The organism is Haloarcula sp. H-hyl2, from assembly GCF_056934385.1.
Genome location: NZ_JBRIIJ010000006.1, coordinates 45,461 through 65,153 on the forward strand (window position 1 = coordinate 45,461; position 19,693 = coordinate 65,153).

Genomic DNA, 19,693 nt, shown 5'->3' on the forward strand with positions numbered 1-19,693 from the left:
CTATGGTCCACGTCATGCTTTGTACTGCTTTGCCGAGAAAATACCCGACGATCAACCAGAGGATTGCAGTATCGGGTCCCTGAATCAACATTCCAAGTGTTCCACCGAGAACTCCGAATAAGACCCCCTGATATGGAATTGCGGATTTTAATGTGTCCACACAGTATGACAGTTAGCTACCGAATTGATTGTTCCGCCGAAAATGTTCGGATTAACCCTTTCTCGATGTCATACTCGTCGGTTTCGGACCTGCGCGACTGTACAAAGGCATCTAACAACGGGGATACGAGGCGATGACTCTCACTGTGAATCGCCTCGGGGTCAAGCCCCGGGGCATTCTCCTATACCGCCTGTAAACGAGTGGTATTCAGGGTTCGCTGTCCAGTGGTGGTGAAGACAGCAATTGCACTGCGTCAGCAGCTACGGATAGACGACGACGGATCCCGTTCCTCCGCCGGGACCCTCGGCGACGGAGCCCGGCACCATTTCGTCGACGTACGAAGCGAGGCGATCACCGGTCGTACGTCGTCGATTGACGGCGTCTGACCCACGGGCTACTTTTTTGGAAGCGTTGCGACGAACTCTCTCGGGCCGACACGGTCGACAGTGTACCCCTCGGCGTCGAACGATTCGATTTCGGCGGCCATCTGATGGTACAGCGGTGTCGGTTCGTGATCGTTGACCAGCGTCAGTGCCTCACCGCTCTCCAGATCCTCAAACGCCTCGAAGATCTTTGGATGGCGTTTCGGCGGCGGTATCTCCCTGAGATCGAGTTGCTGTTCGGACATTCCAGTGAATGACCGGTCGTGAGTATCGAGAGACTTTCTGCGAATACATTCGGGAGTCAGTCCTCGTTGCGGCGACGGTGGCCCTTTGTCGAAACCGTTACCGATCACACGGGCGATGCCGAATTCTCCACCGTGAAGAGGTCGTCATCGGTGAGAACCCGTTCGACACGACCGTGCCACGCTTCGCTGAACGCATCCCGTTCCTCTGGGGTCGCCGTTCCGATGATCAGTTTCTGGAGGCTTCCTGTCGCCGGACCGGCCGCCGGTACGTCGGCGACGTGGTAGGTCACGCGAACAGATTTATCAGTGCCCGTTCTCGCGAAAACGAAGGTGGGGTCGTTCCCCTCGAACTCGCGAAAGTTGAGGAGATCCTGTCTGCCGCCGTGGCCACCCGCGAGCCCGCCGAACCCATCTTCTTCAGCCGCGCCAGTCACGTACGAGACGATCCGTGACATCACGCCGTAGGTGGGATCGTCCTTCGGACCGCCCACAGTGACTTCGATCTGGCCCCGAACGGGGAACTCGTCGGGATACAGTTCGTCTACCCCGAGCTGGGTGATCTGATAGGCACCCGCTGCCGTGGGACACGAGTGGCCGGCTGCCTTCACGACGTCCCTGTAGGTGATGACAAACGGCTCACCCGGTTCGAGAACGGTCAGTGCCTCGGCTACGGGATCACGAATGCGGATCGGCTCGGCGGTTTCGTCGTCGATACACCAGTTCGTCCGGTCGGTATGGGGTGTGGGTTCGCTCATTGTCGTTCTGTCGGTGTGTTCTGTGATCAGAACCGGCGTAGTCGCATCCCGTTGAGGATGACGAGGAGAACGCTGGCCTCGTGGATCAGCATTCCCAGAGCGAGGGTGACGTAGCTCGTGAGGACGCCCGCAAGGAGAATGGTTACGGTCACCGCCGCGAGGCCGACGTTCTCGAGGACGTTCCACCGGGTCGCCTTGCTCAGCGCGACCGCGTACGGTATCCGTTCGAGGTCGTCGGCCATCAGTGCCATATCCGCCGTCTCGATGGCCGTATCCGTACCAGCGGCACCCATCGCGATACCCACGTCGGCAGTCGCCAGCGACGGTGCGTCGTTGATGCCGTCGCCGACCATCGCGACGACGTTGCCCTCGTCCTGGTATGCCTCGATGGCGGCCTGTTTGTCCTCGGGGAGGAGTTCGGCACGGTACTCGTCGATCCCGACTTGTTCGGCCATAGCGGCCGCCGTCCGCTCGTTGTCCCCGGTGAGCATCACCGTCTCGATGCCAGCGTCGTGGAGTACCGCGACGACGCCAGGTGCGGCCTCACGAAGTTCGTCCCGCATCGCGATTACGCCAACGACATCCCCATCTCGGACGACGTGGACGGCCGTCTCACCGTTCGATTCGCGGCCACGGACGTAATCCGCGATGTCGTCAGGGACATCGATGCCACGGTCGTCGAGCAGCGTACGGTTCCCGACAACGATCTCCTGGTCATCGTAGTGCGCGACGACGCCTTTCCCGGGGACCATCTCGAAGTCGTCCGGATCGGGGATCTGTTCCATCGTGGCAGCCGTCGCAGTCCGGTTCGTGTCGCTCTCGTGACTCACTGTCATGCCACCGTCGGTGGCTGTCGGTGAGCGCAGTGGGGCGGCGTCGACAATAGCGTCTGCGAGATGGTGTTCGCTCTTTCTCTCCGCCTTCGCCGCGAGTCCAAGTACCTCAGCGCCATCGGTTCCGAATCCTTCGACGTCCGCAACGAGCGTTTCACCCTTCGTGAGTGTCCCCGTCTTGTCGAAGGCGACGAGGTCGATCTTGCCAGCGCGTTCGAGGTGTTCGCCGCCTTTCATCAGGACGCCCGAGCGGGCGGCGTTCCCGATGGCGGAGACGATGCTGACCGGCGGCCCGATGACCAGCGCACCGGGGCAGCCGATGACAAGCAGTGTCAGCGACAGTATCGCGTTCCGTGTGACTGCGTACGCACCGATGGCCAGCACGACGACGACAGGAGTGTAGTACTTCGCGAACCGGTCGATGAGGGTCTCCGTGGGAGACTGGGCCTCCTGTGCCTCCTCGACGCGGCGGATGATGCGTTCGAGCGTCGTATCCGAACCCGCTCCTGTCGTGCGGACGTCGAGCGCTCCCTCCTGGTTGATCGTCCCAGCGTACACCTCGTCGCCGTCTGTCTTGTGGACCGGTGCACTTTCGCCGGTAACCGGCGCCTGGTTGACGCTGGTCTCGCCGTCGACGACGGTCCCGTCCACCGGAATCTTCTCGCCTGGCTTGACGACGACGACCTCGCCCTCTTCGACTTCGCGAGCGGGTATTTCCTGGTGTGTCCCGTCGCGGCGTACGGTAGCCGTGTCGGGGGTCATCTCCAGCAGTCCCTGGAGGGCAGTACGTGTTTTGCGCATGGTCCGCCCTTCGAGGTAACTACCGAGACTGAACAGGAAGACGACGGCTGCGGCCTCCCAGTACTCTCCGATGAGGATGGCCCCGATGGCAGCGAGTGTCACGAGCGTCTTGATGCCCAGCGTTTGGTTGGTGATCTCGTGGTAGGCAGTTTTCGCGATGTCGTAGCCACCGACGCCCGCGGCGAGGACGAGCATCGCAGCGCTCGCCGTATCGAAACTCGTGAGATACCCGAGGCTCCACCCGCTACCGTAGAGCAGACCGCTCGTCGCAGTAATGATGGCCTTCCGATGGTTCCGGTAGCGCCGTGTGAGTGCCTGTGTCTTCATAATCCTATGCGTGCTGGAGCGTGTAACCCTGGTTCTCGATGGTCTGTACGAACGAATCGGAGTCGACGACGCCGTCGTCGTACCTGATCTCCACGCGGCCTGTCGTGTAGTGGACTTCGACGGCCTCGACGCCATCGACGTTCGAGAGAGCACGCTCTACGGTGCTTGCGCATGTCGGACAATCGAAATCCAGGACACGGAACTGTGTTGTTTCACTCATCGCAGTTCTACGTAGCGTCTATGCCAGCATAAGTATTTTTTATATGATATGTTTGAATGTATATACTAGTGGTTGGAACAGTCAAACGGGCCATCTAGAGCTTCCTCCAGACGCGATTGTATCAGAACGAATCGTCGACGTGGTGTTCCACGCGGTTCCCGCTATCTTTTCCCGCATGCCTTCTTCAGTTCCTGTATGGGTAGTTCTGGTACTGACATTCGCCTCAAGGACATAGCGGTCCGCGACACACGGGTTTCAGACGCTATCGACGAACCGATGCGGGCGATGATCCTCGACATCTTGGCTGACGAGGCGTTGACAGCGGGTGACGTCCACGAACGTCTCGGCGATCGGGGGATCGAGAGGACGGAGAACACCGTGCGCCACCACATCAACGAGTTGCGGGACGCTGGTCTCGTGGACGTCGTTCGGTTCGAGGAGGGTCGCGGGGGCACCACGAAGTACTACGCCGCCAACACGATCGTACTCTCCTATTCACTCCCCGACAGTGCCGATGCTGCGGTCGAGGAGATGGTCGACGCGGTACAACCGCAGATCGAAGACGCCCTGACTACGCTGACCGACGACTACGACGAGGTCATCGACGACATCGTCGCGAACATGCAGCCCTGTGAACACTGCCGAACACAGAAGTACGAAACGTACGTCCTGCTGACCGTCCTTCGACAGGCGTTCGTCCGTACACACGCGAAAGGCGGCTCCCTGCGATAGCGTAGTTGGCGGAGCTGTCACAGTTCCAGATGTTCTTCGACGAACCAGTGGATGATGTGTCCCTCGGCGCGGTGGAGGATGTCGCTGCAGGTTGCGTTTGCGACTCCGAGGTCGTCGGCCACGTCACCCATCGTCGACTCCCGCGGTGTGCGGTAGTAGCCCACTTCGACGGCCGCTCTCAGTACCTCTTGCTGGCGGTCGGTCAGCAACTGATCCGCCTGACTTGCATCGATCTCGCGAACGTGTTCGATGGAGAAACTGATTCCGTGTTCCTCTAGCTGGTCGCGGAGGCTCGAGAGACGAGTGGTCGACGTCGTTACCTCCCACGTTGCTTCCCCGTTCTGGATGTCGAAGGGCATCTTGAGTGGAACGCCGGCCCGCCAGACCGGGCGGAGCGGGAGTGGATTCGTCGTCTGTATCTGGAGGAGCGCTTCGTCGTCGTGTTTCCAGAGCAATTCGAGGTTCTCGACGTCGTCGCGGTCCTGGATGTCGGTGATGATCGGGAGCGGCTCGGTCGCGACGAGTCTGACGAGGCCGATCCCGATCCCTTCGCCGGGAATACTTGTCACGACCTGGAACAGCAACTCCGGATGGGCCGCCGAGATGTCCCCGATCCACGTGCGTTCCGGGATATCGATCGTGAGTTTCGCGTGTGGCATAAGCGGTGGTCGTCTGTATCAGGCCACTCAAAATAACGGTCGTTGCGAATATGTTAGCTATACACTGAACCCTTCGCGTGAACCGGTATTCGGGTTGCACCCGTACGTGTGCGCATGGTCCGCAACCAGATTCGATTCACACCGTTTCACGTCGCAGGCGCGCTGTTCCTGCTCGCTGGCCTCGTATTGGCTGTCTACCACGGCCTCGCGCAGTTCAATCTCGTCCCGTGGCTCGGGTGGGTTTCGTGGAGCCACATCCACTTCGTGACGATCGGCGGGTTCACGCAACTCCTGTTCGGAATGCTCCCCCAGCTCACGGCTCGGAAACTCCAGCGACCGTTGCCCCCGAGGTCCTACGACTGGCTGAATTTCCTCGGGCTGAACGGTGCGTTTCTCCTGGTGTGGTACGGCCGCGGATGGGGGCATAGCTGGGCGTTCGATAGCGGACTCGTCGCGGTCTGGCTCCTCGTCGCCGGATTGCTGGTTGTGATGCTGCGGATGGTGATGCAAAGCGACCGTGGGTGGAACGCCACGATCGGGCTTTACCTGGTGTCCGTCTTCGTGTTCCTGTGGGGGATCACGTACGCGTACGGTCTCTTTGCCCACGTCTGGACGGTCCCCGGCGGGTGGCTCGGCCTGCGGGAGGCGCACGTCCACGCTAACGCATGGGGCTTTCTCGGGCTCGCCGCCATCGGTACGCTCTACGACCTCTTTCCACGCCTGCTCGGTACCGACCTCTACAGCGAGAAGTTACGGACCTACTCGGCGTGGTTCTTCGTCGTCGGTATCTTCCCGCTGATCACCGGCCCCTGGATCGGTATGGGTCGGACAGTCACGGCGAGCGGGCTGGTCCTCTTTGGGACGGGATTTCTACTGTATCTATACAACCTGGTCCAGACGTATCGGTCGACAGACTCCCGGTCGGGTATCGGGGTATCGGTGCTGGCCGCCCAGTTCTGGATGCTCGGCCCGGCAGGATTCGCTCCGTTCGTCCTGTTCGGCGTCGAGTGGGTCGATCCGGCCTTCATCGAGGACGGTGCCCTCCACTTTTTCTTTATCGGATGGGCGCTCCCGATCGCACTTGCGGGGCTCTCGCTCTACTTCCGGAATCTCCCCGCTTTGGACGAAAGCCGACTGGCTCTCAGTGACCGCGCCGACACGACCGATCTTCTCCCAGGCGGAGACGTCCCGTCGGTAATCTCGACGTGGATGGTCGGGCTCTGGAACCTCGCGATCCTGTTCGTGGGCATCGGATTCTTCTATCAGGACCAGCCCTGGTCGGTGTCTCTCTTCGGCCCCGGATACACCATCCTCGTCGTCCTCTGGCTCTACGAACTGGTACAGGCGTTCCGCTTGCGCTGGATTAGTCAGACGAAATTACCGACGACTGAGACGAAATCCTGATTGACCGAGCGATCCTCGGCATTCGATTGTACTCCCTTTCCTCCCTATACAGCCACGATACTCCCGTGTACCGATCCAGACGGACGATTGGTGACAAATCCGTTCGGCACAAGTGGTATCCACGTTCTTCTGCATCCTCAACTATAGGGATGACAGGAACGCTCGACTTGCGCGAGAGACCTGAAGACGAGTATCGAGAACGACTCGATGATGCGTTGCTCGAAGCGGACGTCGGCGACACGTTCGAAGTGGTGACCACTCACGACATCGACCCCCATCTGGTTCGCTATCAGATCGAACACGACCGCACGCTGGAGTGGGAGTACGCAGACCCCGACGCGGAACCACGAGAGGTGCAGGTGACCGTTGGAAGACCACTCGACGACGGAGCATTCGGGACCATCGACGTCCGCGACCTGAAACCCCAGCGGCGACACGAGGCGCTCCTCGAGATATTCGATACTATGAGTGCAGGCGAGGGATTCGTGCTGGTGAACGACCACGACCCGAAGCCGCTGTATCACGAACTTCGGTCGATGCACGGCGACGTAATCGACTGGGAGTACGCGAACCGTGGTTCCGGTGAGTGGCGCGTCGAGATACGCAAGACCGATGACTCCGAGGCAGCCGACGAGGATATCATCACGCGGTACGACGTCCGTGAGATCCCGAAACAGGAACGCCATCCCACAATCCATCACCGTTACGGAATGATCCCCGAGGGCGGGACGATTGAGCTTATCGCCCCCCACGAACCGCGACCGCTGCACAGGGAGTTCCGACAGCAGTACGGCGACTCGTTCACCTGGGAGGTAGTTGAGTCCGAACCCGGTCGCTGTCGCGTCCAGATCACGAAAGGGGAGGCGGTCGACGAGCAGGCCGACTCGTCGGGTTCCGAGGACGACGTCGCGGCCCCGACCGGAGGCGACGGGACCATCGAGGTCACCGAGGAACTCGACGTTCGGGACCTCCCGCCGGCACAGCGGCACGAACGGATCTTCGGCGCGTACGACGGACTGGAGACGGGTGAGGGGTTCGTCCTGGTGAACGACCACGATCCCAAGCCGCTCTATCACCAGTTCGAGGCCGAGGAAGGGCCGGAGTTCCAGTGGGAGTACCGCAAGCGCGACTCCGGCGAGTTCAGAGTCCTGATCGGGAAAGCGGAGACGGCCAGGGACAGTGCAAACGACGGGGTGACGGACGCTCCGTTCTGACGAACCCGGTGGCAGACATCGGGTCCGCAAACAGGTCGGGATCTCACCCGTGACTGGAACGTCACTGTAGGCGAGAGGGGTCGAGTTCGAACCGAGGAGATATGGGGCTCGCCGTCGCGTTCGATACCATGGCTCGTACGGCCGTCATCGCCGGGGTCGGCCCCGGACTCGGTGATTCGATCGCACGGAAATTCGCGTCTGAAGGGCTCTCGGTCGGCTTGCTTGCACGGAGCGGCGATTACCTCGAATCGCTGGCGACGGACCTGGGGGCGACGGCTGGCGATGCCGTCGCGGTCACCTGTGACCTCGCCGAACCGGACGAGATACACCGAGCGTTCGCCGAGGTACGGGACGCGTTCGGCCCGGTCGACGTCCTCGTCAACCACGCGAGTGCCGCTCCCTGGAAGGGACTGAGGACAGTCTCCGACGAGGAGTTCCAGCGCGCCCTCCACGTCGGCCCGCGGGCGGCGTTACACTGCTCGCAGGAGGCCGTCGAGGACATGCAATCGACCGACGGGGACGGGACGATCATCTTCACCGGCGCAACCACGTCGGTCCGGGGTCGAGAGGACGCCGTCGGGTTCTCGGCGGCCAAGTTCGCCTGCCGCGGGATGGCCGAATCGATGGCCCGAGAACTTGGTCCGAACGGAATCCACGTCGCTCACGTAGTCCTAGATGGACAGATCTGCCCACCGGAGGGGCCCAAACAGCGCGACGCGGGTGAGTTTCTCGATCCCGACGAGATTGCGGAGAACTATTGGCACCTTGTCGAGCAGAACCGTAGCGCGTGGACACTCGAACTGGATCTTCGGCCACACGTAGAGGAGTTTTAGACTTCCAAGCACGACGGTCGGCCGGCGGACTCAGAGGAATTGACCGAGCAGGTTGTGCTCGGCCCGCTGGATGTACTCGTTGACGGTCGAGGATTCGAGGTCTATCTCGGCAGCGATATCGGCGGCTGAGACTTCTTTGGGGACCTCGTAGTAGCCCATCTCCCCGGCCGTTTCGATGACCTCTCGCTGGCGGGTGGTCAGTTCGTCCAGTGAAGACTCCCCGGCCCCTCGTAGCCCCTAATACGCTGGAAGTTCGGCGAGACACCCGCTTGCTCGTACTCGCTGAGCTGCCCAGATATCGCGTCGTGCGAACGGACAAGCGACATCGTAGCACCACCGTCGCCGTGCTGACGATGTCTGGGCTCCGCCGAGAGCCGTCTTAGGGACGCTGACGACGAGCGCACACCTGCCGACCTCGAGAAGATCCACACGCTGCAGTCGATGTACAGACGGAGCGAGCAGTCGCTCAATGTCCTCGCGGGGGAGTCGATCGATCGTCTCACTGGCCTCGTCGATCGGCTTCGGAACTCCGGGTGACGAGACCTTGTCAGCATGGTCTCCAGAGACAGGTCCCCAGCGGGACTTAGGAGCGGCGGATAACGCATATCAAGCGTGTTGTGAAGATACGATCCGGACGGCTCGCCTTTGGTCCGTGCGGTGGGTTTAGTAGTGACGGTACTTTCTTTTCAGCCGAGCAGATGTCTCACACCGATTCCGGCTGTTCACGCCGACTCTCAGACGCTCTTGCGGAGTTCGTCGACGGGAAGAGCCCGAACTACGCCGCGAACCTCGAACGAGTCGTCGGAAAGTGGATCGACTGGTGTGCAGATCGCGACGTCCACACGCTCGACGATGTGGAGGTCCAAACGATGGCCCGCTACGCCGACCACCTCACCCGTCGCGTCCGGGCTGGGCAAGCCGATGCCGACGACGGGATCGCGGCCTCCTCGGCCTGGACGTACTACAGCCAGATCTCCGCCTTCCTCTCGTGGGCGACCAAGTGGGAGTACATTCCCGAGAACCCCGCCGACAAAGGCCGAGCGAAGGACCAACTGCCACCGAAGCCCTCGGGGAATGATCACGAGCGACAGTTCTGGCAACCCGAACAACGGCAGGCACTGATGGCCTATCTCGACGAACGAGCCCGCGAAGCCATCCACGCCGACGACGTCGACACCTTCGAGCCCGTTCGCGATCGAGCGCTGGGGGCTGTCTTAGCCTACACTGGAGTTCGCGGCGCCGAAATCCTCGCCGATCGGCACGACCACCGCCGGACGGGCATCACCTGGAGCGACGTCGATCTCGACGGTGGGACGATCACCGTCCTCGGAAAGAACCAACAGGTCGAACCGACACCACTCCCGGCCCAAGCCGTGGAACCGCTGAGTCGTCTCCAGACGCTGTTGTCATCGCCGGATGGGGACTGGCCCGTGTTCCCCTCGCGACACGCGCCAACGCTCTACGAGGCCATCGAGACGGCAGGCTATGACCGCCCGGACGGCGACCCGTGGGAGTTCGTCGTCGACGAGGGTATCGTGCCGCCGTCGCTCACAACCTCCGGGGTTCGGTCCCTACTGAAGCGCTGGAGCGAGAACGCGGATATCCCGGATCTCGACATCGACGCCGGCGAGTACCTCACCCTGCACGGCGCTCGCCGTGGTGTCGGCGAGAAACTCTACCGCGAGCGAGGGGCCGCAGCTGCACAACGGACACTCCGTCACGCTGATCCCTCGACGACGAGCCAGATGTACTCCCACATCGAAGCCAGCGAACTCGCTGAGGACAACACCGACGTCTTTGGCGACGAGTGAAACCGACGAGTCCATCACCAAATCGGATGTTCAAAGAATGAGTCTCCCGAATCCGAGCAATACGACCTGGTATCGGGCTACGAGGCTACGAACGTCTGGATCATCGAACTCCCGTAAGTGAGCCCTCCAAGGCGCTTTGGTCTTTGGCTTCTACCCACTCGATTTCAGCGCCAAACTCACCTTCAGGGACAACAAGAACCCGTTTGAAACCCGACGTTCGGTAGTCCTGAAGCTAGTTCAGTGCATGACTCCTGTTTTCGGAGATAGATTCTATCGTCTCAACCCCGATAATCAAGTTACGCTCGTGGAATCAATTGATATGATCTCAAATTTCCAATCAAATCCGTCGATTACGCCGGGTGGCTCGTCGATATGGCTTCATTTCACTTGCTCCTGAGATTGAGAAGCTCTACTTGACGTTCTCGATATGGGTGGGAGAGTCTACGACACGAGATATCACATTTGTCCCTCAGTACACGAGCGATAAGCCTTAGGCATACTGTCCACCAATAATGATTGAAATAAAAACTATATTGATGGATTTGACAATCTTATTGTGGGTTATGAATTCGCTTTTTTGAATCTCACATTATCACGGTCCTTCTAGAGCATGTATGGACTGAAAAGATCTAAGCTAGTAATATATATGGCGAATAGAGACTTATATTCTCCCTATCAATGCGTACTTGTGGGAGAGTGAGGCAGAACAACAAATCTAACAGGCGTACATTTATTATATATTCCTGCTATTGTTTATATGATAATTCGTTGAGTCAAAATTGCACTTGGGTCCTTAAGTGCACCCAGATTTTCGTGACTCACGACACCTACCATGAAGACCAGTTACACAGCAATACGAGGGGGGAGGAACCCGCTACGGCAGAAGACGACGCGGCGACAGACGCGCCGGCCAGTGACTCGGACGACACTCCCGAGCCAGCGCCAGAGGAGTCTGAAGCACCCACTGACACCGACGCCGACACCGACACCGACACTGACACTGACACTGACACTGACGGCCCCGGTCGACAGACCGACCTGACCTCTCTGGGCTCCGGACACTCGGACACGCCCGAGCCCAGCAGCGAATCGAAGCGCTCAGAGAGTGAGCAACCCGAATCCGAGCAGTCCGGCGACCACGCGGGCCCCGACACCGATTCGCCGCCCACGCAAGAGCCCGAATCGGCCGTCACAGAACAGCCTGCCCCTGCAACGACAGCAAATCCGCTTGCAGACGCGACCGAAGCAGACACGCCGATCGACGGCGTTGCCCACCGCAACGACGGCGGCGAACCTGTCGCCGTGCCCAACACCGCAATGGACGACGCCGAGACTGCCCGGCTCAAACCTCGCCCGGACGAACGCGCTGTCCAGGCCTGCCTGGAAGCGACCGCCCAGTTCTTCCACGACCACCTCGACGCCGAGATCGGCCACAACAAAGCCTGGAACGACGACAGTGGTCTGGACGCCGGCTTCTTCAAGCCCGAGACGCCACGCAACTACTACACCGAGCCCGACCTGATCGCCAGCCCCGCTATCGAGGTCGAACCCGACCCCGACGCTGAGGCCGCCGACGACCCCGAGGCAACGGGCGTCGTCGCCAAGGGCAGCATGGACGCCATGCTCAGCGAAGAGGACTGCCTGGAGACCACCACGCCCCACCAGTACCTCGGCCAGGACTCCAGAGGCTGGGCCGACCAGACCGTCGACGACAAACTCCTTGGCTGGGCCCCCGCCGACCACAGAGCCCTGTACGACCACCTGATCGAACTGGGCTTCAACCAGGAAACCCTCGTCGCGACCGGCCTGTTCACCCAACCCGACGCCTACCGAGAACCCGAGGACGGCGAAGGCTACGTCGACTACACAGTGGCCGACACCGACCCGAGCCCGCTCAAGAGCATCCCCTACGCTCGCTATGCGTTCCCGTACTTCGACGAACATGGGAGAGTCGCGTTCTTCATCTTCCGCCAGCCCGACTTCGACACCGAACACGGCACCCACCCCGAGGACTTCATGCCGAGCAAGTACGTCAAACTCGCCATCACGAAGTCCTACACTATCGTCAACGAGCCGATTTATGGGGCTGAGACCATCCAGCCCGGCGAGCCACTCGTGGTTACCGAAGGGATTGCGGACGCCATCACCGCCCACCAGTTCGACATTCCCTGTATCTCGCCCGTCACGACGCAGTTCAAGAGCTCGCATATCGAGCCGCTGGTGGACTACCTCGAGCGCAACGAGATCCCCGACGTCTACTTCGTGCAGGACTCGGACCCGCCGGAAAGTTCCCTCGTCGACGAGGCCACCGACACCGAGACCGACACCGACCTGAGCGACAACTTCGACAAGCGCGGTGCCCGTCGCGACATGGCGATCCGCAAGCTGTTCTGCACCGGCCAGTTCCCCGGCGACCGGATGTTTACCGAATCGCTAGTCGTCCAGAAGCACAAGGAAGGGGACCTGGCGACGGTCCTAGACGACCAGACCATCACTGTCGCCCCGCCGCGTGACCCGGACAAGCCCGCCGACGAAGCAACGCCAGTCACCGCCGACGAGATTCCCGTCCACCTGCTGGCCGACGACGTCGACGGGCCCGACAATGGACCCATCGGCCGGCGGCTGAACCTCGGCCACTACGGATCAGGGATCAAGAGCGCCGTCGATATGGGCCGGAAACTCGAAACGCAGGTCGCCCCACAGTCCGAGACGGCCACGGGCGTCGTCCAGGAGGCGGGTGCGCTCTATCGCAACGAGGTCGTCAACGGCGAGGCCGACACCATCCACGACCTGCCCGACCGGTATGAGCGTGTCGCAGACGCCGCACGAGGGGTCGAACCGGCTACGCCCTCCACGGAGGCCGACGACTCGTTCCATCTCGCTCAGCGCCCGCACGACGCCGAGAACGACGGCCAGGCATCCGACCACGACGGGACGAACGTCTGGATCATCGAACTGCCGCAACTGGGCGACGAGAAACGCGACCTCGACGACTACCTCCTGAACGGCTGGCTGTCGCTCTCGCCGCCGCTCTCGTGGACGCTGCCCCAGTCCATCGGGGATGCAACCCCCGACGGCATGGACGCGCCACAGTCGCCGCTCTCGGCCGCTGCGTGGATGGAGGGCCTTGCCGACGCCGACACCCCCCTGACGGGTGGGCGGGCCGGGGCGATCCATCCCGAGACGAGTTTCCTCGATACGGCCAGCCCGCCAGCGCTGTTCGCGGTGCTGGGGCCGGCCGATCAGTCGCTCGTCGACGGCGAAACGTTCTACCACGCACCGAACATGCGAGCGTTCGAAGGCGGGACGTTCCGGCCGGCGGATCGGGATGGTGGCGTCACCCCCGCCGACGCGAAAGCCGATGCGGGTGTGGCGTTGCGTGGGGATACGGTGCCGCCGCTCGCGATGTTCGGCCCACTGCCGACCTACACGCCGAAGCTCCATCCCGCCGGGAGCTCGGCCGGCCGGCGCAGTACCGACAGTGGCGGCTCGCTCGATCTCGACCCCGAGGAAGTGGAGGCACGAGTTGATTCTGGCGACTACCGCGACCTCACCGGGAAGTTCAATCCGCTGTGGTCGGTCACGCTCTCGGATCTGGGCATGAGCGAAGGCGAGCGAGGGAACAATCCCCTGGGTCATCACGGCGATTCGCCGAACTACTTCGTGGTGCTGGGCGAGGACCGGGCCTACGACCACAAGTACGACGCGAATTACAACTTCCAGCTGTACGCGCTGTGTGATATGGGTATCCGGTCGGCCAGAAACCCCAGAGGTGACCTGAGCGATATGGAGCGATTCCACCTCTGGCACTACGCCAAGTCCGAGGGGCTGGTCCCCGAGGAGACGCCGGTGCCGACGCGAGGGCTGATCGGCTATGCCATCGAGAAGGGGTTCTGTGACGAAGACGCCCTCCAACACTGGGAGAGCCAGGACGAGGGTCAACCGCCGACCAAGCTCCCCAGTGACGCCTATCTGGACACGCTGGCGTCGATCGAAGAGGAGACGGGATACACGCCGCCGCGACTGGCCGACAAGCGTGCAGCTGGTGACGACGGCGACGAGAGCGACGGCGATACCCAAGCCGCCGACGGGGACAAGGCAGAGACCGAGGAGGCCACTACCGCAGATCCACTCACGCTGGAGGAGGCCGCGATCGAGTACGGGATGCCGCTTACTGACCCCGAGAGCGACAGCCGCTTCGCCAAGCCGTACTTCCAGCAGTTCCTCACCGCTTGCGTGGTGAGGCCCGACGACGATGACGCCGACGACACGTACCTCCGAAAAGACCACCTCCGCGAAGTCTACAACAAGTGGGCCAAGATCCAGGTAAAGGACGGCGAACAGAGCAGCACCAAAGAGGTGCCGGACCTTGAGACGGACCTCACCCCGCAAAAAGCCGGCCACAAATCCAACGACCATATCGATGCAGAATCATCGAGAGTGCGACTTGACGGTGAACCACGCCGGGCGTTCGCAGGTCTTGAACTCTCGGAGTATGGCAGGGAAATCTTGAACCTGGAACTATCAGAAAGATAGAAGCTAACGCACACCGTTTTTCTTCTCTTCTGAGGTCCCGATCAGCAGGCTCATGCCCGCCGCCCGAACGACGGTAGTGTGCATTGTTCAATTGATTCTATTTGGAGCCATCCACACCCCGAACTTTCCCCTTTCCCAGTGAAATACCACTGGCCGAACCAGGGTGTGATGGAGGTCAATGGCCAAAGTGCGAAAAAAACCAGACGGCAAGGGTGTGACAAACTTCAATTTCCGCTCAAAAAAGTTCGTCACACCCCCTACAAAATCGCATGACTGCAAGGGCGTGACGAACTTTCCTTGGCCACTTTATTTCGCTATAAACCATAATATCTCTGAGTGTTTCACCGCAAAACCTGAAAATAACCAGACGGCGGGGGTGTGACAAACTTTGGTCGCCCCCCGAATACGAAGTTTGTCACACCCCCTCAAAATCGCATGACGGCGAGGGTGTGACAAACTTTTCTCTCCTTTCGGAATTTTTCATCGCCGATATGCCAATATTCGGGACTAATAGCCGCTCTTGGGCCCGAATAAGAGCGAGAATCTGGCAGACTTTATTTCACAGTTTTCGGGACCCCCCGATTTTGGGCCCAGCGTTCTAGAGAAGACCCCCATGTACCCCCGAAGGTGGGGGGTTCAGGCCACATGGCCAAGTATCGGGAATGTGATACAGCAGCTGGATACAGCCCACCACCGAGGAGGGGTGGAACCCCCCTGGGTAGAAATGACCTGGGTCTTCTGGCACTGGCTGAGCAGGGAGGGGAGATGGCCGATCGCGACAGCATCTCCCAGCGGCCGGATGGCCTTGGACTGGCAGGTGGACCGACAGCAGCATGGGCCAGTCAGCTAGGCGGGACCTCTCGGATAATCTTACATACGCACCAGTGGGGCTTTGGACCAGTCTCAGCAGGTGGCTTCCCCAGGGGCAGCCGGCCCCGAGGAGAGGCACCACCAACACAACAGCGACGAAGCCGAGCTTGCAGTAACGCAGTGGCAGGGACAAGCCAAAACGCACAGCAGACGCACCCCCAGGGCCACAGGTGGAGGGCCGAGGAGACGAAGCAGACGCAAAGTGGCTACAGCATCGCCTTCGCAGGCGTGGTCGAGAAGCGAGACGCACAACAGGGATACCCCCAGGGCCACAGGTGGAGGGCCAGGGAGACGAGGCAGACGCAGGAGGACCAGACGCATCAGCAGCGGGGAGGACGCAGACGCCGGGCGAGGCCGGCTTGATGGGACGCAGGACGAGTCGGGCAGCGGTCCCCGAAAGCCCTCGGTCGCTCGCGGTCGCTCGACGACAGCACCGACAGCACGCGAGACGACCTCGCCCTTTCAGTCCGCCAGGGAGGCGGTTGTCGAGCCGGCAGGAACGAGATGGACGCAAACGCCGACGCAGGGTCGGCTGTCGAGCCGGGAGAAACAGGGGGAGGACGCAGACGCCGGCAGAGCCGGCTGTCAGGCTGGAAGCAACGGTGGAATAGGCACGGGGCGACACCAGACGGCCGGTCGGTCGGCCTTCAGTGGGGAAGACGCAGACGCCGGCAGAGCCGGCTGCCAGGGTGGAAGCAACGGTGGCACAGCATGGGGCGACACCAGACGGCCGGTCGGTCGGCCTTCGATGGAGAGGAGCTGGCAGACGAGATCCGCACCGCACAGCAGGTGGGCCAGCAAGCAGGGCTGGGTGGGGGTGACCGGCAGCGAATCGAGGCAGACGCCGGGCGGGGCCGGCTTCGGTAAGTGGCAGACATTGTTGCTCCCGACCGGCGGTGAGGTCTTTCGGAGAGAGACCTCGGAGCACTACCAACGATGTCTCAGGACGCAACGCAGACCGACGACGCACAGTACGAACGAGTGACTGCCGGCGACCCGCGTCTTCCCGGCGGCTTGACCCAACGCGACGCCGAGAGACTGCAAGGCATCGACGTCGATTCGACGCCCCGGTCGCGGGACGAGGTTCTCCAGGAACGGGCTGCCGCCGAACGGCGTCGCCACGCGGAAGCCGACGCCGAGGAGGTCGCCGGCCGATGAGCAGCGACCCTCACCTCGGGCGAGACGAACCGCTGCCGGACAACACGCTCGGCACGAAACTCCGCCGGTTCGCCGGCTACCTCCGAGAGCGGCCGCTGGACACGCTTCGGACCGCCGTCGGCGACGGTCGAACGCTGCCGCCGGTCGGCGAGCAGGCCACCTTCGACCTCGAGGACGGCATCGACGACGACAACCCGCTGCTGCCGGTGACCGTCGCCTACGCATGGCCAACGGCCGACGGGGAGTACCACTGCATCTGGAAGTACGACGCGACTCACTGCGGGGAGCCAGCTCCAGCGTCAGTCCTGGATTTCGACGCAGACGCAACGGCGGTTGACCAGTGAGCCATCAGCCCCCTTTTTTGCTGTGCCTCAACCGTGGCCAGTGACAGCTTTGTTTCAGGCCCGACTCAACAGAAACGCATAGTAGTGCATTGCTCCACCAGCCGACACAGATGGAAGGGAACCGAACGCGATCGTGGCACCGCAGCCAATGCAGACACCGAGACCGACGACCAGGAGATAGATTCGCCATGTAGTACCGCAGCCAATGCAGAAACAGGGCAGACATCGTTGCTACCGACCAGAAACGGGGCATTTCAGCCCTGTGAGCACTATGGCAAGCGACACTACCACCATCGCCGGTATCGAAGTTGAAAAGACCATCTCCGTCGACGGCCTCGACTCAATCGAAGCCCTCGAAGACCTGGAGTGGAACGAACTGCAAACTCTCGCCTCCACGCTCGAACTCGGTGTCTCCCAAGACGCATCCAAGGAGGCCGTCATCGAGGCCATCGACGCTCAACTGAACCCACAGCAGGAGCGTCAGCAGACCACCATCGGTCACTGGAAGGTCGACGACTGCGACACCTACGTGGGTCGTGGCTACGACGGCGAGGCTCTCGGCGACGCCGAAATCGGAGAGCACGGCTGGCTCGGTAACCCGTTCTCGGTCGACGAATGCGACGGCGGCCGCGCTGAAGCCATCGCGCGATTCAAGGTCGCCTTCGAGACGAAGCTCAAGACCGACGCCGAGTTCCGCGACGCAGTCGCCAACCTCAAGGGCGACACGCTCGGCTGCTGGTGCCAGGCCGAAGACGAGACGCCTGGCCAGGACGAACGCGCCGACCACTGCCACGGCGAAGTCATCGCCCACTACGCCGACCAGCTCTAGACCCCCCTCGGGTCCTTTTTTTGTTGTCCGCACAGCGACGGAGCGCTGTCGTCGCTGTCGCTCCGACAGTCGGTGGCGTCTCCCTGCGGTCGACCCGACCGGGACCCGGACCACGGCAGATACTCCACTGTTTCGCAGGCGAGCTCACCGTGGCCAGTGGCAGCTTTGTTTCAGGCCCGGCTGAACAGAAACGCAGAGTAGTGCATTGCATCACCAGCCGACACAGATGGAAGGGAACCGAACGCGATCGTGGCACCGCAGCCAATGCAGGAACGGGGCAGACATTGTTGCCACCCACCGGAGACGAGGTCTTCGGAGAGAGACCTCGGAGCACTACCAACGATGTCTTCGAAAGAACGCACCTTCACGAGCAGTGGCGCAGTCACTACGACCAAGCACGAATCGGCCTTCGCCGGTGTCGAGACCAAGACGGGCGGCCTGAGCACCTCGGACCTCGTCGCTCGCGTCAACGGCAACGGTCCCTCGGCCGACTCCCTGGTTGCCGAAGCACTCCAGGCGTCCCTGGACGGTTTCATCGCAATCGAGTACATGAGCGGCCTCGACGCACTGGCAGTCAAAGGCACGGCAAGTTCGGCTGGCACGCTGGCCGAACGGCACCCCGAGGCGGCCGTCGTCAACCTCAAGCGGGCCCGCTGGGTCGCACGCGACCTGGAAGGCATGGACATCGCCCCCGAGAAGGAACTTCGCTGGCACGCGATGGCGGGCACCCTCCAGGGCTGAACACCACTCGGGCCCCTTTTTTGTGAACCGCACAGCGACGGAGCGCTGTCGTCGCTGTCGCTCCGACAGTCGGTGGCGTCTCCCTTCGGTCGACCCGATCCGGGGCCCGGATCACGGCAGACACCCACTGTTTCGCAGGCGAGCTCACCGTGGCCAGTGGCAGCTTTGTTTCAGACCCGGCTGAACAGAAACGCAGAGTAATGCATTGCTCCACCCAGCGGAGAGAGTGGCTGCCAGACGAACGCGATCGTGGCACCGCAGCCAATGCAGACACAGGAGGCAGCCATTGTTGCTCCCAACCAGAGACGAGGTCTTCGGAGAGAGAGAGACCTCGGTGAACACCATGTTCAACAAGCACGTCCACGACAGCAACGCATTCGAGAGTGCCGCCAGCCAGCAGAACCCTGATTCGATGCCCGAGCCACGAAACGGTGGTCGGGCCGACGGACCAGACGCACCGAGGCCGGACCAGCTCGAAGCCGCCGACACCGTCGAGGTCCGAGACGACGTCGGCACCGCGGTCGGCCCAGATGCAACGCCAACCGTCACGGCCGAGCCAGCAGAGGACTTCGCAACCGCTGAAGCCTTCGCCGCTCGCCTGGACACCGGCGTTCCGCTGCTCGTCAAGGCCGGCACCAAGACGATCGGCACCGTCACCGCGACGCGAGCACGCAGCGAGCCCGGCAAGCTGTTCGTCGAGTTCTCCCATCATTATGACCTGTTCCGCGAGGAAGTGCGCGAAGCACTCCTGGCGGCCATCGGCAGGCGCGTTCTCCCGGCGGTGTACCTCGCCGAAGACCCCGTCCTCGAGTAACACACTCACGCCCCCTTTTTTGCT

Annotated in this window: 18 protein-coding genes; 12 read left to right on the top strand and 6 right to left on the bottom strand. The window is 61.8% G+C overall.

What is annotated here, in order from left to right; translation table 11 throughout:
• Positions 1 to 554: 554 nt before the first annotated feature.
• From Hhyl2_RS21050 to Hhyl2_RS21065, 4 genes are all read right to left on the bottom strand, one after another.
• Complete coding sequence (locus tag Hhyl2_RS21050; RefSeq protein WP_483552750.1) at positions 555 to 788, bottom strand: DUF2249 domain-containing protein; 234 nt, start codon at positions 786 to 788, stop codon at positions 555 to 557.
• Between the two features lie 104 nt (positions 789 to 892).
• Positions 893 to 1,543: a hypothetical protein gene (locus Hhyl2_RS21055; protein WP_483552751.1), complete on the bottom strand. Its 651-nt coding sequence runs from the start codon at positions 1,541 to 1,543 to the stop codon at positions 893 to 895.
• 26 nt (positions 1,544 to 1,569) lie between these two features.
• Positions 1,570 to 3,504 (bottom strand): heavy metal translocating P-type ATPase, encoded by a 1,935-nt coding sequence (locus tag Hhyl2_RS21060; RefSeq protein ID WP_483552752.1) that lies wholly within the window; start codon positions 3,502 to 3,504, stop codon positions 1,570 to 1,572.
• 4 nt (positions 3,505 to 3,508) lie between these two features.
• Positions 3,509 to 3,724, bottom strand: a complete 216-nt coding sequence (locus tag Hhyl2_RS21065; RefSeq protein ID WP_483552753.1) for a heavy-metal-associated domain-containing protein — start codon at positions 3,722 to 3,724, stop codon at positions 3,509 to 3,511.
• Positions 3,725 to 3,919: 195 nt separating this feature from the next.
• On the opposite strand from Hhyl2_RS21065, the gene Hhyl2_RS21070 reads away from it, so the two are divergent.
• Entirely contained in the window at positions 3,920 to 4,456 is a 537-nt protein-coding gene (locus tag Hhyl2_RS21070; RefSeq protein ID WP_483552754.1) for a winged helix-turn-helix domain-containing protein, read from the top strand.
• Positions 4,457 to 4,473: 17 nt separating this feature from the next.
• Here the strand turns inward: Hhyl2_RS21070 and Hhyl2_RS21075 are convergent, their stop codons facing one another.
• Positions 4,474 to 5,115: a helix-turn-helix domain-containing protein gene (locus tag Hhyl2_RS21075; protein WP_483552755.1), complete on the bottom strand. Its 642-nt coding sequence runs from the start codon at positions 5,113 to 5,115 to the stop codon at positions 4,474 to 4,476.
• Between the two features lie 114 nt (positions 5,116 to 5,229).
• On the opposite strand from Hhyl2_RS21075, the gene Hhyl2_RS21080 reads away from it, so the two are divergent.
• The 3 genes from Hhyl2_RS21080 to Hhyl2_RS21090 all read left to right on the top strand — a co-directional run bounded on the left by Hhyl2_RS21080 (position 5,230) and on the right by Hhyl2_RS21090 (position 8,566).
• Positions 5,230 to 6,519 (top strand): hypothetical protein, encoded by a 1,290-nt coding sequence (locus tag Hhyl2_RS21080; protein WP_483552756.1) that lies wholly within the window; start codon positions 5,230 to 5,232, stop codon positions 6,517 to 6,519.
• 149 nt (positions 6,520 to 6,668) lie between these two features.
• Entirely contained in the window at positions 6,669 to 7,733 is a 1,065-nt protein-coding gene (locus Hhyl2_RS21085) for a DUF2249 domain-containing protein (protein ID WP_483552757.1), read from the top strand.
• 128 nt (positions 7,734 to 7,861) lie between these two features.
• A complete protein-coding gene (locus Hhyl2_RS21090; protein ID WP_483552831.1) occupies positions 7,862 to 8,566 on the top strand; it encodes an SDR family NAD(P)-dependent oxidoreductase in 705 nt (234 codons plus the stop codon).
• A gap of 30 nt (positions 8,567 to 8,596) precedes the next feature.
• Here Hhyl2_RS21090 and Hhyl2_RS21095 read toward each other — a convergent pair whose 3' ends face one another.
• Positions 8,597 to 8,776 carry a helix-turn-helix domain-containing protein gene (locus Hhyl2_RS21095; RefSeq protein ID WP_483552832.1) on the bottom strand — a complete coding sequence of 60 codons (180 nt, stop codon included), beginning with the start codon at positions 8,774 to 8,776 and terminating at the stop codon, positions 8,597 to 8,599.
• A gap of 488 nt (positions 8,777 to 9,264) precedes the next feature.
• On the opposite strand from Hhyl2_RS21095, the gene Hhyl2_RS21100 reads away from it, so the two are divergent.
• From Hhyl2_RS21100 to Hhyl2_RS21135, 8 genes are all read left to right on the top strand, one after another.
• Positions 9,265 to 10,377: a tyrosine-type recombinase/integrase gene (locus Hhyl2_RS21100; RefSeq protein ID WP_483552758.1), complete on the top strand. Its 1,113-nt coding sequence runs from the start codon at positions 9,265 to 9,267 to the stop codon at positions 10,375 to 10,377.
• A gap of 813 nt (positions 10,378 to 11,190) precedes the next feature.
• Complete coding sequence (locus tag Hhyl2_RS21105) at positions 11,191 to 14,913, top strand: toprim domain-containing protein (protein WP_483552759.1); 3,723 nt, start codon at positions 11,191 to 11,193, stop codon at positions 14,911 to 14,913.
• A gap of 1,581 nt (positions 14,914 to 16,494) precedes the next feature.
• The gene (locus Hhyl2_RS21110) at positions 16,495 to 16,650 is read left to right on the top strand and encodes a hypothetical protein (RefSeq protein ID WP_483552760.1); all 156 of its coding nucleotides are present in this window, start codon (positions 16,495 to 16,497) and stop codon (positions 16,648 to 16,650) included.
• A 69-nt stretch (positions 16,651 to 16,719) separates the two neighbouring features.
• The gene (locus Hhyl2_RS21115; protein ID WP_483552761.1) at positions 16,720 to 16,941 is read left to right on the top strand and encodes a hypothetical protein; all 222 of its coding nucleotides are present in this window, start codon (positions 16,720 to 16,722) and stop codon (positions 16,939 to 16,941) included.
• Entirely contained in the window at positions 16,938 to 17,285 is a 348-nt protein-coding gene (locus Hhyl2_RS21120) for a hypothetical protein (RefSeq protein ID WP_483552762.1), read from the top strand. The genes Hhyl2_RS21115 and Hhyl2_RS21120 overlap by 4 nt, the downstream gene beginning before the upstream one ends.
• 271 nt (positions 17,286 to 17,556) lie before the next feature.
• The gene (locus tag Hhyl2_RS21125) at positions 17,557 to 18,114 is read left to right on the top strand and encodes a DUF4326 domain-containing protein (RefSeq protein ID WP_483552763.1); all 558 of its coding nucleotides are present in this window, start codon (positions 17,557 to 17,559) and stop codon (positions 18,112 to 18,114) included.
• 342 nt (positions 18,115 to 18,456) lie between these two features.
• Complete coding sequence (locus Hhyl2_RS21130; protein WP_483552764.1) at positions 18,457 to 18,855, top strand: hypothetical protein; 399 nt, start codon at positions 18,457 to 18,459, stop codon at positions 18,853 to 18,855.
• A 289-nt stretch (positions 18,856 to 19,144) separates the two neighbouring features.
• The gene (locus Hhyl2_RS21135; RefSeq protein WP_483552765.1) at positions 19,145 to 19,669 is read left to right on the top strand and encodes a hypothetical protein; all 525 of its coding nucleotides are present in this window, start codon (positions 19,145 to 19,147) and stop codon (positions 19,667 to 19,669) included.
• Positions 19,670 to 19,693 lie beyond the last annotated feature (24 nt).

Excerpts from the sequence above, each read along its gene's own strand:
- Hhyl2_RS21050 (WP_483552750.1), bottom strand. The coding sequence starts at position 788 with ATGTCCGAACAGCAACTCGATCTCAGGGAGATACCGCCGCCGAAACGC.
- Hhyl2_RS21075 (WP_483552755.1), bottom strand. The coding sequence starts at position 5,115 with ATGCCACACGCGAAACTCACGATCGATATCCCGGAACGCACGTGGATC.
- Hhyl2_RS21060 (WP_483552752.1), bottom strand. The coding sequence starts at position 3,504 with ATGAAGACACAGGCACTCACACGGCGCTACCGGAACCATCGGAAGGCC.
- Hhyl2_RS21080 (WP_483552756.1), top strand. The coding sequence starts at position 5,230 with ATGGTCCGCAACCAGATTCGATTCACACCGTTTCACGTCGCAGGCGCG.
- Hhyl2_RS21090 (WP_483552831.1), top strand. The coding sequence starts at position 7,862 with ATGGCTCGTACGGCCGTCATCGCCGGGGTCGGCCCCGGACTCGGTGAT.
- Hhyl2_RS21130 (WP_483552764.1), top strand. The coding sequence starts at position 18,457 with ATGTCTTCGAAAGAACGCACCTTCACGAGCAGTGGCGCAGTCACTACG.
- Hhyl2_RS21055 (WP_483552751.1), bottom strand. The coding sequence starts at position 1,543 with ATGAGCGAACCCACACCCCATACCGACCGGACGAACTGGTGTATCGAC.
- Hhyl2_RS21120 (WP_483552762.1), top strand. The coding sequence starts at position 16,938 with ATGAGCAGCGACCCTCACCTCGGGCGAGACGAACCGCTGCCGGACAAC.
- Hhyl2_RS21100 (WP_483552758.1), top strand. The coding sequence starts at position 9,265 with ATGTCTCACACCGATTCCGGCTGTTCACGCCGACTCTCAGACGCTCTT.
- Hhyl2_RS21115 (WP_483552761.1), top strand. The coding sequence starts at position 16,720 with ATGTCTCAGGACGCAACGCAGACCGACGACGCACAGTACGAACGAGTG.
- Hhyl2_RS21070 (WP_483552754.1), top strand. The coding sequence starts at position 3,920 with ATGGGTAGTTCTGGTACTGACATTCGCCTCAAGGACATAGCGGTCCGC.
- Hhyl2_RS21125 (WP_483552763.1), top strand. The coding sequence starts at position 17,557 with ATGGCAAGCGACACTACCACCATCGCCGGTATCGAAGTTGAAAAGACC.
- Hhyl2_RS21110 (WP_483552760.1), top strand. The coding sequence starts at position 16,495 with ATGGGGCGACACCAGACGGCCGGTCGGTCGGCCTTCGATGGAGAGGAG.
- Hhyl2_RS21085 (WP_483552757.1), top strand. The coding sequence starts at position 6,669 with ATGACAGGAACGCTCGACTTGCGCGAGAGACCTGAAGACGAGTATCGA.
- Hhyl2_RS21065 (WP_483552753.1), bottom strand. The coding sequence starts at position 3,724 with ATGAGTGAAACAACACAGTTCCGTGTCCTGGATTTCGATTGTCCGACA.